Here is a 14,515-nt window from a genome sequence, read left to right as displayed (position 1 = left end):
GGGAGAGCATATGACGAGAAAAGCCGTTGTAAAGAGAAATACAAAAGAAACTCAGATTTCCATGGACCTGTCACTTGACGGGAGCGGTAAGGCGAGGATAGAGACCGGCATCGGTTTTTTTGACCATATGCTGGATGGATTTGCGCGACACGGACTTTTTGACATGAAACTTGAGACGACGGGTGATCTGGAGGTGGACTGTCATCATACGATCGAGGATACAGGCATCGTACTGGGAAATGCCATTCGGGAGGCTGTCGGAGATAAAAAGGGCATCAGACGTTATGGAAGTATGATTCTGCCAATGGACGAGGCACTTGTGCTCTGTGCGGTCGATCTGTGCGGCCGTCCGTATTTTTCTTTTGACTATGATTTTAAATGTGACAGCGTCGGAGATATGGATACGGAGATGGTGCGGGAATTTTTCTATGCCGTGTCCTATGCGGGCGAGATGAACCTGCATCTGAAGGTGCTGGACGGACAGAATACGCACCATATCATCGAAGCGCTGTTCAAGGCATTTGCGAAAGCTCTTGACGAGGCAACTCTGTCTGACGGGCGGATCACGGATGTGATGTCCACAAAAGGTACTTTATAAAGACGGGAGAAGAAAGCGATGGGAATGAAGACGATTGTGCCGTGTATCTATCTGTTTTCAGGACAGGCAGTTGCCGGCTTTAAGGAAACAAATGTATTTGAATGCAAGGATGTAAAAGAACTGGCAGGATTCTACAGTGACAATGGCGCGGATGAAATTCTGGTATTTGACCTGTCTTCCGATGATACATCACATGAGGAAGCCATCAGCAATATCAAGAATATCTGTACAACAGCAGAAGTTCCGGTGATGGCGGCGGGGAATATCAAGCGTATGGAGGATGTGAAAAAACTGATCTATGCGGGATGTGCCAAAGCGGTACTGAATTTCAGCAAACCATCCAATGTGGAGCTTCTGGAAGAGGTATCCAAAAAATTCGGAAGAGAGAAGATCGCTGTCTGCATTGCAAAAAAGGAAGAGTTTACAGACCATCAGGCCATGATCGAAGAGTATGCAAGTCAGGTGATCTGTTTAAAGGAGATTCTGCAGGAAGAAGTGAGAAGCGTATCCGGCATTTCTATTCTTCTGCTCTGCGACCGCATGGAAGAGGAACAGGTCATTGCCGCACTTCAAAGCGAAGCAGTGGACGGAGTGACGGGGGCATGGGTGAGTGCCCTGGATGCACAGCTGATGCAGCTGAAACGCACCTGTAAAGAGAATGGGATTTCAGTCAATACATTTGAAAGCGAAATTCCATGGTCACAGTTTAAGACCAACAGTGACGGGATGGTGCCGGTCATTGTACAGGACTACAGGACGGAAGAGGTACTGATGCTCGCCTATATGAATGAAGAGGCGTTTGATACCACACTGGCGACGGGGAAAATGACATACTGGAGCCGCAGCAGAGACGAGCTCTGGACAAAAGGGCTGACCAGCGGACACGTACAGTATGTCAAGTCGCTGACAATCGACTGTGACAGGGATACGATCCTGGCCAGGGTTTCACAGGTGGGTGCTGCATGCCATACCGGGAACCGCACCTGTTTCTTCCAGGAACTTGTAAAGAAAGAATACGATGATACGAATCCGCTTCGCGTGTTCCAGAATGTATACGATGTCATCATGGACCGGAAGATTCATCCGAAAGACGGATCTTATACGAATTATCTCTTTGACAAGGGTGTCGATAAGATATTGAAAAAAGTCGGAGAAGAGTGTACGGAGATTGTTATCGCGGCTAAAAATCCTGATAAAGAGGAGATTAAATATGAAATCTCAGATTTCCTGTACCATGTGATGGTGCTGATGGCTGAGAAAGGCGTTACATGGGAGGACATTACAGCAGAGCTGGCACACCGGTCATGAATCCTCGAATCATGATATAAGATACAGAAATTCCGCCTGTTCAAATGAACGGGCGGAATTTTTTTGTCATATAATAAAAAGAATATTTTTAAAATCAAGGCGTTGTAATAGGAAGTCGGGAGTTTTACATTCTGTCAGATATGAAACAGATCGTTCAGCGCTTCACTCATCGTGGGATGTGTATAAATATTATCACGCAGTACGGTATACGGGATGCCTGAATCGATTGCAAGTTTAATAATATTGATCATTTCATAGCTCTCTTCACAGAAAAGGTGGGCTCCGAGAATCCGCCCGGTCTTTTCGTCGATTACGGCTTTCAGCAATCCGGTCGGCTGCTGTAGAATCTGGGCTTTGGGGATCGCAGACGCCGGAAGTTTTGCGATTCGTATGTCATAACCCTTTTCTCTTGCTTCGGATTCTGTCATCCCCACACGGGAGAAGGGCGGATCCAGGAATACACTGTAAGGGACTGCCCCACGGTTGGAAGCTGTGCGTGAGCCGTCGCCAAGAACCTGGGATTTTATGATGCGGTAATCATCCAGGGAAATATAGGTGAACTGGAGTCCACCTGCCACATCACCCATAGCCCAGATGTTTGACGCCGTGGTGCGCAGGTGCTCATCTGTTTTTATGGCGCCGCGCGAAGTCAGTTCAACACCTGCAGCGTCCAGGTTCAGACCTTCCACATTGGGGCGCCGGCCGGTTGCAACAAGAATGGCGTCTGCCTGCAGCTTAAGTCTGCCGGAACCCGTGGAGACAGTGATCACAGCGCACTCATCCGTGTCCAGTATCTGTTCGGTTCTGGCGGAACGCAGGATATGAACGCCCCTGCTTTCCAGACTGTCCAGGACTGCCCGGGCTATTTCGGCATCTTCGCGGGGAAGAAAGGTTTCGCCGTCCTGAATGACCGTAATCTGTGAACCAAAGTTGGCATACATGGAGGCAAATTCCATGCCGATGTAGCCACCGCCAATGATGACCATACGGCGGGGAAGTGTTTTTAAATCCAGAAGGCTTTCGCTGAGATAGAAATATTTACTGTCCTTCAGTCCCGGAATTTGGGGGACAAATGGACGTGCACCGGTATTGATAAAAATCTGCTCTGCTTCTATTTCCTCACGCCTGTCTCCTGATTCTACAGCAATGCGGTTCGGGCTGATAAATGAGCCATATCCGTCTATGACAGTGATATTGGGATTGTCTGCGAGTTTATGATAATTTTTGCCGCGCAGCATGGATGTTAACAGGTCTTTTGCTTCAACAGCCTGTTGGTAACGGTGTGCTTTTTCCACAAATGTGCCGCCCTCGGCTGCAGAGAGTGCAGCACTGTGTACGAGTGATTTGGTGGGGATACAGGCTTTATTAATGCAGGTCCCTCCGTACATCTGTTCTGACTGTTCGACTACTGCAGCAGATTTACCGGCCGCGGCTAATGCGCCTGCCAGGGTCTTTCCACCTTTTCCAAATCCAATGATAATTGCATCAAACTTCCTCATGGATAACGCTCCTTTCGATTTTGTTCCTTTTGTTTTGGATATGTAATAAATTCCATTACAGTTCTATACTGTTATATTACCAGTTACAGTTTGAAAAGTCAACAGGAATATGGAAAGGTTTTATTCGATGTCTGGCATACCATAAGTTCGTTGAGTTTTTTCAGTGTATGTGCTATGATTTAAGAAAATATTTATGAACAAAGTGGCATATTTGAACAGACATTGCAGCGAGACAGTGCGGTCTATGGAAAGTGAGGAAGTATATGATACGACCAGGTGAAGCAGCCGGTACAGTCCGGACATTTTTCGATTCATATCTGGTGCAGCGGGATTTAGAACACACCTTAGCCTGCCTGACAGAGGAGATCCAATGGGTAGGAACCGGCATGTCGGAAATGGTCTGCGGCCGGGGCCAGGCGGAGCTGGCGCTGCGCAGAGAGTTTGTCCAGGCGCCCTGGCCATGCAGGATTGAATATGCCAGGATCGAAGAGACTGTCTGCACCGGCAACTGCGCTGTAGTGCTGCTGACTGCAGCGGTATATCCCGGTTCAGACGCTGCAGATTACCTGATAATGCGTGTTACAGCTGCATGTACAAAAGAGAATGAAGGAACCTGCAGGATTGCGTCCATTCATGCGTCAACTCCGGACGATCAGCAGGCAGATGGGGAGTTTTTTCCTGCTGCCAGTTCAAACCGATCTGAGATGGAACAGCGTTTAGAGGCAAAGGCGCTTGACATTTTAGGCAGAAGCATATCCGGCGGCATGATGGGCGGGTATCTGGAACCTGATTTTCCTCTTTACTATGTCAATGATCTCATGCTTTCTCATCTGGGGTATACATACGATGAGTTTGTGTCAGATATTGATGGAAAAGTTATCAACTGTATGCATCCGGAAGACAGGGAAGATGTAGAACGTCTGGTATCGGAAGCTTTCAGGCGTGGCATGGACTATGAAGTGCAGTATCGTATGCTGAAAAAAGACGGCAGTTACATATGGGTCAATGATATTGGAAAAAAGGGCATGTCCGAGGAGGGGCGGGAAGTCTGTGTAAGCGTCATACGGGATATCTCAAAAGAAGTTGAAACCAGAGAGCGGCTGAAAGAACAGGCAGCTGAACAAAAGAGACTGGCAGTTCATTATGATCATCTGTTTCAGTCTGTACTGTGCGGCATTGTTCAGTATCGCCTGAGGGGAAATGACGTTGTATTCAAGAATGCCAATCAGGAAGCCATACGTATATTTGGTTACACACCGGGGGAGTTCTGGGCAAAGAAACATTGGGAACTGAATGCACTGATAGTCCCGGAGGACCGGGAATATCTCATGAGGGCGGTCACAAGGCTGAAGAAGCCGGGGGACAAGGCAAATTATGAATATCGGCTGCTCCAGAAAGACGGGACACCCTGCTGGATCATCGGGAGTGCAGAAGTCCTCCTGGACAGTGAAGGGGAAGAGATAATTCAGAGTGTGTATCTGGATATCAATGACAGGAAAAAAGCGGAACAACGAAATCAGCGTCTGTCTGAGCAGCTGGAAGCAAGCAACGAGATTCTGCATCTCGCACTGGAAAACACAACAACATGTGAATTTTATTATTATCCCCAGACGGGTGAATGTATCGTTCCGGAACGTACCCGTATGATGTATAACTGCCGTGACCGGTATGAAAATATGCCCGCAAGTTTTGCACAGGAAAATGTAGACAGAGAGTTTTATTCTGATTTTTATGAAATGTATGAGCGCATTCAGCGGGGAGAGAGAACTGCCTCATGTGAGTTCCGGGGTGCAGGAAAAGAATTCTGGTGCAGGGAAACGATGTCTGTGATACTGTCCGATGAAAACGGGATGCCTCAGCTTGTGATCGGGATTGTGGAGAATATCACACGCCAGCGGGAAGTAGAGGATGAACTGTTAGAAGCACGCTCCAGAGACAGCCTGACCGGACTTTACAACAAGGAAAGGGGAATCAGGCTGATCCAGGATTACCTGAGTCAGAAGGAACCGAAAGAACACGGTGTTTTGATGCTGCTGGATATGGATGACTTTGAGGATATCAACCAGAAAGAAGGCAATGTATTTGCCGATGCCATTCTTCAGGAGGTGGCTGACTTACTCATCGCCGAGACCGGGGCAGATGATATTCAGGTCCGCATAGGCGGCGACGAATTTATGCTTTTCTTTAAAAACAGCAACAAGAGGGAGGCGACTGTTATCGGTCCCAGGATCTCGGGAATGGTTCAGAACATTCTCGTCAACGCGGAAAAGGATATTCATGTATCAGTCAGCATCGGGATGTGCAGCACAGAGGTGGTGCAAGACTATAATGCTCTTTACAGATGCGCGGAGAGTACACTTAAATACATCAAAGAACACGGCAAGGGGCAGGCAGCCTGTTATCTGGACACTTCAAATGAGCTGGGGGTGTTCCTTACGCAACTATACACAGAGGAACATCCAGTCAATGATATTAAGATGGGAAATGCAAGACTGAACGATGACCTGATCTCATTTGCACTGGATCTGCTGGGAAAATCAAAAAATCTGGATGATGCGGTTTTTTTATTACTGGCCAGGGTCGGGAGAACTTTTCAGTTTGACCGTGTCTCTATCATAGAAGCTGACAAGGACTATCTGAGTTATCATTTCTCATATCAGTGGGCGAGAAACCGCAGTGACTTACAGCTGGGACAGGACTTTTACGCATCGGCAGAGGATTTTGAAATCTGTGCCAATATGTATGATGAGGATGGTCTGGCTGACCACAATGTGCGGGAAGGAATCTCCCGTATTGCGTCATGTCTTCATGCAGGTATCTGGAATTATGGAGAGTATGTGGGCTCTATGAGTTTTGAAGTGGATCAGGACAATTACAAATGGACCAGGGAACAACGGAAGCTTTTGAAGGAGCTGGTCAAGATCGTACCGTCTTTTATTATGAAATCAAAGGCGGATGCCGTTAGCCAGGCGAAAACAGACTTTTTGTCAAGGATGAGTCATGAGATCCGCACGCCAATGAATGCAATCAGTGGCATGACAACGATTGCGAAGGGTGTCCTGGATGACAGTGAGCGGATGCTGGACTGTCTTGAAAAGATTGAGTCGGCAAATGCATATCTGCTGAGCCTCATCAATGATATCCTGGATATGTCACGTATTGAAAGCGGGAAACTGGAGCTCAGCTACGAATCCGTAGACCTTGCGCAGCAACTGTCCAATCTGGAATCATTATTCCGTGCTCAGGCGGCAGAAAAACATCTTGATCTGTGTTTTGAAAACGGGTATCTTGAAAACAGGCCTCTTCATGCGGACAGTCTGCGACTCAATCAGGTTTTAATCAATATTATAGGTAATGCAGTCAAGTTTACGAAACAGGGCAGTATTCTGGTGCGCGTGGAATGTGTGGAGACATCTCCGCGGGCAGTGCTTTGCTTCTCTGTTACGGATACGGGCATCGGGATAGAACCTGAGGTCTTGTCGCGTATTTTTAATGCCTTTGAGCAGGCGGACGCACGAACTTCTGCACGTTATGGCGGTACCGGACTGGGGCTGACAATCTCGAGCCGGCTGGTGCAGATGATGGGAGGGACACTGGAGGTCAAAAGTGAAGTGGGAAAAGGGTCAGAGTTTTTCTTTACACTGAATTTCGAGTATGAAGGAAAGGAAGTGCAGGACGTTTCAGTGCAAAAAGAAATTACTCCCATGAGGGACTTTCATGGCTGCCGTATCCTGCTTGCTGAGGACAATGAACTGAACAGCGAGATTGCCCGGACGATTCTGGAGATGAATGGCTTTGCTGTAACTTGTGCCGCTGATGGCAGTGAAGCAGTGAAACGTTTCTGTGAAAGCGCCACCGGGGAGTTTGATGCTGTGCTGATGGATATCAGGATGCCGGTGATGGATGGACTGGAAGCTGCCCGGCGTATACGGACTTCCGGAAGACCGGATGCGAGGACTGTTCCTGTCATTGCGCTGACAGCCAATGCGTTTAATGAAGATACCCAAAAATCTCTGGACAGCGGTATGGACGGACACCTGTCTAAGCCGATTCAGGTAGAACAGATGCTGGCAATGCTGAGTGAATGCATAAATAAAAAGTGAAAAGGGAAATCAGAATGTCTGAAAAACAATCGGAATTTTGCAGCAGGGCAATAGAAAAGGTGAGGAATCTGTGGTATCTGTATATCATCAATCAGGAGCCGGACCAGCTGGAGAGAGGGTTGTACGGCCTGCCTGACAATCTGCTGATGATCGGTACCGGACGCCATGAATTTTATAAAAACAGAGAAACGTTTCTGCAGGGAATGACAGCTGACCAGCTGGAGGCACGGAATATTCAGTTCGAATTGCAGGATGAATGGTACGAAGCGCAGGAGATAACCGGGGATGTCTGTGTCGTATATGGAAGCATCTGGGTGCGGGAAAAATCCGCACCGGGCAAATCAGTGCTGGTGGACATGGAGGGCAGCAGGTTTACGGTGGTATGCCGGGATACCCCTGATGGGGTACAGATCTGCAGCCTCCATCACTCCATGCCCTATCTGGAACAGGGAGAAGATGAATACTATCCTCAGACACTTGCGTCCCTTGCCAATGAGGCGATCCAGAGAAGCAAGACGTTGGAACAGAGGGTTGAGCTCGATCATATGACCGGACTTTATAACAGGGTATACCTGGAGCACCATGTGAAATTGAGACTTGAAAAGGAGACGGGATATTTTTTTTCCATAGATCTGGATAACTTCAAAAGCGTAAATGACTCGATGGGACATCTGACGGGAGATAAGGTGATCCGGGAATTTGCACAGCTTCTCCGAAGAGTATTTGGTACTTCAGCGGTCTTCGGCAGGATGGGCGGAGACGAGTTTGCAGTGTGGGACGGTGATCTTCGAGGGAAGAGTATGGCGGGAATGCGCTTTTGGGCACTTACAGAGGGATGCCGTATACTATCAGAGAGGATGGAGGTCCCGGTCAGCTGTTCGGCAGGGATCGCTTATAGTGAGGGGCACGGGGAAGATTTTACTGCACTTTACCAGAGGGCGGATAAGGCGATGTACAGTGCAAAGGAAAAAGGTAAAAACCGTTACTGCTGGGCGTGAAAGGCCGAACTGTCAGGTGAGACTGGATTGTTAGTTCTGAATGCAGTATAATGATGCGGAGAGGATTTGGCTATTTATGAAAAAGAATGTATTACTGCGCACGAACCTTCTGGTCTGTGTCATCATTATTATTGGATTCTTTATAACCGCAGTTATCAGCTATCAGACTAACTGGGATGTTTATGAAAAGGATATAGAACAGGTTTCCAATTTAACAATGGAAAGCATTTCCCATCAGATAGATTCTAATTTTACGAAACCGGTGAACATTTCTCTGACAATGGCAAATGACAGTCTTTTGAAGAATTTTCTAAATGATGAAAATGAGCATCTGGAAGATCAGGATTTTATTCATACGATGCGTGAGTATCTGGAAACATACCGTGTGAAATATGACTACGATTCAGTATTTCTCGTCTCAACGCAGACTCAGCGGTATTATCATTTCAATGGACTTGACCGTACACTGACCCCCGACAATCCGGAAAATGACTGGTATTATACATTTTTGGAAACAAAGGATGATTATTCCCTGAATATAGACAATGATGAGGCAGCTCAAAACGAGATCACTGTGTTTATCAATGCCAAAATATATGATCAGGCCGGAGAGACCATGGGGATCGTGGGCGTTGGATTCCGCGTGGATACTCTTCAGCAGCTGCTGCTGGAGTATGAAAATGAGTTTGAGGTCAGGGCTTATCTTGTGGATCCCAAGGGAACGATTGAGATCTCTACAGACCGGACCGGATATGAGGATTCTGATCTGTTTACGGCTTTACGTTACTCAAAGCTTGAGGAAAATATCCTGGGAAACACGGAAGACCGGCAGGAGTTCTGGTATGGCAGTCAAAATATAAAAGGATATTTAGTTTCTCAGTTTATACCGAATCTCGGATGGTTCCTGCTTGTCGATCATGATACTTCTGCGCTCAGCCGGCAGCTCATGATTCAGCTGATAAGGGCTGTGGTGGTTATATTTGCAGTGATTGTATCTGTGCTGCTGACGATCACCGGCATTATCAGAAAATATAACCGGCAGGTGATTAAACTTACGGTAGCCAGAGAGCAGGAGCATCAGGCTGCATTTATGAAAGCCACGGAACAGATGTATGAAAATATATACGAACTGGATATCACACATAACCGGGCGGCCAGTGAGGCAACAGAACAATATTTCGAAAGTCTTGGAGCACCCAGGGGAACTCCCTACGATGAGGCGCTTAAAATCATTGCACAAAAGCAGATCAAAGAGGAATACCGTCTGGGGTATATCACCACATTTTCCTCTGGGCATGTACTTGAGGCGTATCAGAGGGGTACAGAAAACCTGTGTTATGATTTTATGATCAGTACGGATGGTGAGGAGTATTACTGGATGAGGATCAATGCCCATATCTTCACATGGCAGGAAGACAACTCAGTACGGATGCTGACTTACCGCCAGAATATCGATGCGGAGAAACGCAGGGAACACGTTATGTTTGATAAAATGCAGAGGGATTCTTTGACCTGGCTTTATAATAAAGCCGCCACCCAGGAACATATCCGCTCCCTGCTGGAGGAGTCATGTGAACAATTTGCGTTCTTTATTCTGGATGTCGATGAATTTAAGCTGGTCAATGACAGGTTTGGCCATGCTGCCGGAGATAAAGTCCTGATCGATTTCGCTCAGACTGTGAAGTCCCAGTTCGGAGACGGCGATGTCGTAGGACGTATAGGCGGTGATGAATTTGTGGCTTTCTCACAGATAAGAGATCATGAAGCGGCAGAAAAAAAAGCAGGAGCCCTTACAGAGGTTCTGCGCCGTGAAGTAGATACTGATTCAGGCATTTGCAGAATTACGTCAAGCATCGGGGTGGCTGTTACCTCGGATGGCGGCAGTGATTTTGAGACACTTTACAGGAATGCGGATATGGCTCTTTATCAGGCGAAGAACAGAGGAAAAAACGGCTTTGTCATTTACGGTACAGAGAAGAATACGGATGATTCAGGGTCGTAAATCATGTATGAGGCTGTTGCACTGAATACGGACAGTGTGACAGCTTTCCTATTACACAGGAAATCCCACTGGATACTTCTGTGCAATGAGATACACTTTGTGTAAAGATACGCAGCCCGCGGAAGGGAATTTACAGCTTCGCAGGAATCAACTAAAGAGGGAGAAGTTTAAGAATGGAAAACAAGATTTCAGCTAAGGAGACGCTGCAGTTATTCTGTCATAAATGGTTTGAACAGCGCGATGCGAAAGGGGCGGCCCGCTATATAGCAGATGATGTTGACTTTGTGGGCACCGGGGGAAATGAGGCTGCACAGGGAAGAACGGAAATGGAGGCATATTTATACCAGGATATTGAAGAAATGACAGAGCCGTTTGCCTGCGACTGGTCTGTCATCCATGAGCAGCCGCTCACGGAGGGTTTCCATAATCTGTCCATGAACATGACGTTAAAAAACTCGAAATATACTTGGTATTTACGGGGGTTTTTCACCCTGGCACGGCAGGAAGGGAAAGAATGGCTGATAAAAAGCTTTCACTTTGCGGAACCGGCAAACAGTCAGCAGGGTTCGGAACATTATCCGCACACGCTGGTTGTTGAGGAGATCGCCATGCAGCGGCAGGAGATGCTGAATGATTCCGTGTCGGGAGGCATGATGGGCGGTTACCTGGAGGAGGGATTCCCATTCTATTTTGTCAACTGGCAGATGCTGAAATATCTGGGCTACAGAAATGAAGAAGAATTTGTGGCTGATATCGAAGGACTGATCGCTAACTGTATGCACCTGGATGACCGCGGGATGGTAGACCGGGAAGTGATGGAACAGCTGAAAGAAAAGGGCGAATATGTGGTGGAATACCGGATGAAAAAGAAAGACAGTTCCTACATCTGGGTCCGCGACCTGGGCAGGAGGATGACAGCGGAGGACGGAAGGCCTGCCATTACATCTGTCTGTATAGACATTACCCATCTGAAAGAAGCGCAGGAAGAGATTCTGTATCTTTATAATAATATTCCAGGTGCGGTTTTCCGCTGCCGATATGATGAATCTTTTTCAGTGATTGATGCGAACGAAGGTCTGTATGAATTTTTGGAATACACAAGAGAGGAGTTTGCAGAGATAGGAAATTCCATGGCACGTGTTACTCACCCGGAAGATATGCAGTTCATCAGAGAAAGAATCTTCAGTCAGCTGCAGATAGGAAATACGTTTCATTTTGAGAGACGGCTGATATGCAAGAGCGGCACTGTAAAGTGGATTTCTTTAAAAGGACAGCTCCTGACAGAAAAGACAAATGAACCGTTTCTTTACTGTGTGTGTGTGGACATTACAGAAGAAAAGCAGCTGAGAGAGCGCGTCAAAGAACTCTACGACAAGGAGCTGGCGTATTTTGCAGAGTTGTCCGCCACTGAGGGATATCTTCAGGGACGTCTGAATGTTACCAGAAACCAGGTCGAGAGTTTTATTTCCAGCGCTGAAGTAGAAATAGCCGATTCCGGTGACTCGTTTGATGAGGTTGTGAAGAGTCTGGCGGATTCGGCCATTGATGCAGAGTATGGGGAAGGAATAAGGCTTACCCTTAACAGGAAAAAGGTGTTGGCAGACTATGCAGCCGGAAGGACAGATTACCATTTTGAGTTCCTCCGAAAAAATAAAAATGGGGGAACCTTCTGGGGAAGCACCGGATTCCGTTCCTGTCTGCAGCCGGAAACCAGGGATATTATCGTGTTTTTTTACACAAAAGATGTTACTGAGAGTAAAATTCAGGAGCAGCTTCTCAACAAGATCACAGCGCTGGACTACGACAGCATAATTGAAATCGATATGCTTCATGGCAGTCACCGTATCATAAACTTCGACTCAGGGGATGAACATCAATCATGCCGTCAGGGAATGTTCCGTAGAGCAATGCGGGAGACGGCAGATTACTGCGCGGATGAAACTGCGAGGAAAGAATATCTGGAAAAGCTGGATCTTGGGTACATGAGAGAACACCTGACGTGGCAGGATTCCTACAGCTTTACGGTAGATATGATTGATAAAGACGGGGCCGTCAGGGTCAAAAAGTACCAGATTTTTTATATCAGCAAGGACCTGGGGCGTGCATGCGTAGTGTGCACGGACGTGACAGATGTGGTTCATCAGGAACAGCGTCAAAAGGAGGAGCTGGCGTCTGCCTTAGTAGCGGCAGAGCAGGCAAATGTTGCCAAGACAGATTTTCTGTCACGGATGAGTCATGAAATACGTACACCGATGAACGCGATCATAGGGATGAGTGCCATCGCGGCCCAGGCGGTCGGAGATGATGAGCGGGTAGCGGAATGTATATCCAAGATCGGCATTTCTTCCAGATTTCTGCTCTCTCTCATTAATGACATTCTGGATATGAGCCGGATCGAGAGTGGAAAAATGCTGCTGAAAAACGAAAAGATTCCGCTGGAGGAATTTATTAACGGACTGAATTCTATTTGTTATACGCAGGCCGCTGCTAAGGGCGTTGAATATGAATGTATTGTGGATCCGGTGCTGGACGACTATTACGTGGGGGATGCCATGAAACTTCAGCAGGTGCTGATCAACATTCTCAGCAATGCCATCAAATTTACGAGAGAAGCGGGTAAGGTCACATTTTCCACGATTCTGCACAGGAAGACCAAGAACGGTGCCGTCCTGCGTTTTATCATCAATGATACCGGAATCGGGATGGACGAAGAATATCTTCCTCATATCTTTGAGCCTTTTTCGCAGGAATCAACAGGGACCACGGCTCTGTTCGGTGGAACCGGACTTGGGCTTTCCATATCAAAGAGTATTGTAGACATGATGGATGGCAGGATCACAGTGCGGTCTATCAAAGGTATCGGTACGGAATTTATGGTGGATGTAAAGCTTGGAATCTCAGAGGAAGAAAAACTCCGTCACCATCAGAAGAAGCACGAATATCACTTCTCCTATCTTAAAACCTTAGTAGTGGATGACGATGTAGCTGTCTGTGAGAGTGCCGTTGTGACGCTGAAGGAGATGGGGGTGACTGCTGAATGGGTGGACAGCGGAAGAAAAGCTGTTGACCGGGTAAAAGAACTCTGGGAAAAAGGTACGCATTATGATATGATTCTGATCGACTGGAAAATGCCTGATATGGATGGTATAGAAACTGCCAGATGTATCCGGGCCATTGTCGGACCGGAGGTTACGATCATCATAGTGACAGCTTATGAATGGAGCGGCATCGAACACGAGGCGAAACTGGCAGGTGTTAATCTGCTGATGAGCAAACCGATGTTCAAGTCTTCTCTTATTTCTGCTTTTACCAGGGCACTGGGAGAAAAAGAAGAGACGGAACACCGGGAGGAAGAAAAAGCAGATTACAATTTTGCCGGCAAACGTGTACTGCTGGCGGAGGATAATGCTATCAATACGGAGGTCGCCGTGATGATCCTGGAGAGTAAAGGATTCCTGGTCGATAAGGCGGAGAATGGACTGCGTGCCATGGAACTGTTCAGCAAGTCCGGTTCGGGGTATTATGATGCGATTCTTATGGATATCCGGATGCCACTGATGGATGGACTGGCTGCTTCAGCGAATATCCGTCATCTCAGTAATGAAGATGCAGCAAGCATCCCGATCATCGCGATGACTGCGAACGCTTTTGATGATGATATGGAAAAGAGCAAAGCGGCCGGAATGAATGTCCATCTTGCGAAACCAATCGATCCGGACAGGCTGTACCAGACACTGTATCATTTTATCTTTGAGAAGGATGAGTAACAGAATACTCAGATGGAATGGTAAGAAAGGAGAACGTCGGGTATGAATGCTCATCAGCGGATATCGGTGAGACAAAGATTCTGAAATTTAAAACTTACACAGAACAATGCAGGGAGATTCTTTGGATTTTTTCTAATACAGAAGACGAGGCAAATCCAGATTATTGATAAAGGATATCTACTTGAAGTTCTTACGCAAAATGTATATAATAGGGAAGATTAAACCAACAGAAGGATGCGA

General features: G+C 47.0%; 7 protein-coding genes. 6 read left to right on the top strand and 1 reads right to left on the bottom strand.

Going from position 1 to position 14,515, the window contains the following annotated elements; translation table 11 throughout:
• Positions 1-10 precede the first annotated feature (10 nt).
• Entirely contained in the window at positions 11-598 is a 588-nt protein-coding gene (gene hisB, locus MCG98_RS13245) for an imidazoleglycerol-phosphate dehydratase HisB (protein WP_240302417.1), read from the top strand.
• 18 nt (positions 599-616) lie between these two features.
• On the top strand, positions 617-1,906 hold the full coding sequence (gene hisIE, locus MCG98_RS13240) for a bifunctional phosphoribosyl-AMP cyclohydrolase/phosphoribosyl-ATP diphosphatase HisIE (RefSeq protein WP_240302416.1): 1,290 nt from the start codon (positions 617-619) through the stop codon (positions 1,904-1,906).
• A gap of 134 nt (positions 1,907-2,040) precedes the next feature.
• On the opposite strand, the gene MCG98_RS13235 is transcribed toward hisIE, so the two are convergent.
• On the bottom strand, positions 2,041-3,405 hold the full coding sequence (locus tag MCG98_RS13235; protein ID WP_240302415.1) for an FAD-dependent oxidoreductase: 1,365 nt from the start codon (positions 3,403-3,405) through the stop codon (positions 2,041-2,043).
• A gap of 263 nt (positions 3,406-3,668) precedes the next feature.
• Between MCG98_RS13235 and MCG98_RS13230 the strand changes: the two genes are divergently transcribed.
• From MCG98_RS13230 to MCG98_RS13215, 4 genes are all read left to right on the top strand, one after another.
• Positions 3,669-7,508 carry a PAS domain-containing protein gene (locus MCG98_RS13230; RefSeq protein ID WP_240302414.1) on the top strand — a complete coding sequence of 1,280 codons (3,840 nt, stop codon included), beginning with the start codon at positions 3,669-3,671 and terminating at the stop codon, positions 7,506-7,508.
• A gap of 14 nt (positions 7,509-7,522) precedes the next feature.
• A complete protein-coding gene (locus tag MCG98_RS13225; protein WP_240302413.1) occupies positions 7,523-8,506 on the top strand; it encodes a diguanylate cyclase in 984 nt (327 codons plus the stop codon).
• 76 nt (positions 8,507-8,582) lie between these two features.
• Positions 8,583-10,508: a sensor domain-containing diguanylate cyclase gene (locus tag MCG98_RS13220; protein ID WP_240302412.1), complete on the top strand. Its 1,926-nt coding sequence runs from the start codon at positions 8,583-8,585 to the stop codon at positions 10,506-10,508.
• 173 nt (positions 10,509-10,681) lie between these two features.
• Entirely contained in the window at positions 10,682-14,275 is a 3,594-nt protein-coding gene (locus tag MCG98_RS13215) for a response regulator (protein WP_240302411.1), read from the top strand.
• The last annotated feature ends 240 nt before the right edge of the window (positions 14,276-14,515 follow it).

Source organism: Ruminococcus sp. OA3 (genome assembly GCF_022440845.1).
In the GTDB taxonomy this organism is placed as follows: Bacteria; Bacillota; Clostridia; order Lachnospirales; family Lachnospiraceae; genus Ruminococcus_G.
Note: the sequence above shows the minus strand (reverse complement) of the source record. Positions and strands in the feature narration are given on the sequence as shown.

Bases quoted from the DNA above. Each gene is read 5' to 3' on its own strand.
- hisIE (WP_240302416.1), top strand. From the start codon at position 617: ATGGGAATGAAGACGATTGTGCCGTGTATCTATCTGTTTTCAGGACAG.
- MCG98_RS13235 (WP_240302415.1), bottom strand. From the start codon at position 3,405: ATGAGGAAGTTTGATGCAATTATCATTGGATTTGGAAAAGGTGGAAAG.
- hisB (WP_240302417.1), top strand. From the start codon at position 11: ATGACGAGAAAAGCCGTTGTAAAGAGAAATACAAAAGAAACTCAGATT.
- MCG98_RS13220 (WP_240302412.1), top strand. From the start codon at position 8,583: ATGAAAAAGAATGTATTACTGCGCACGAACCTTCTGGTCTGTGTCATC.
- MCG98_RS13230 (WP_240302414.1), top strand. From the start codon at position 3,669: ATGATACGACCAGGTGAAGCAGCCGGTACAGTCCGGACATTTTTCGAT.
- MCG98_RS13215 (WP_240302411.1), top strand. From the start codon at position 10,682: ATGGAAAACAAGATTTCAGCTAAGGAGACGCTGCAGTTATTCTGTCAT.
- MCG98_RS13225 (WP_240302413.1), top strand. From the start codon at position 7,523: ATGTCTGAAAAACAATCGGAATTTTGCAGCAGGGCAATAGAAAAGGTG.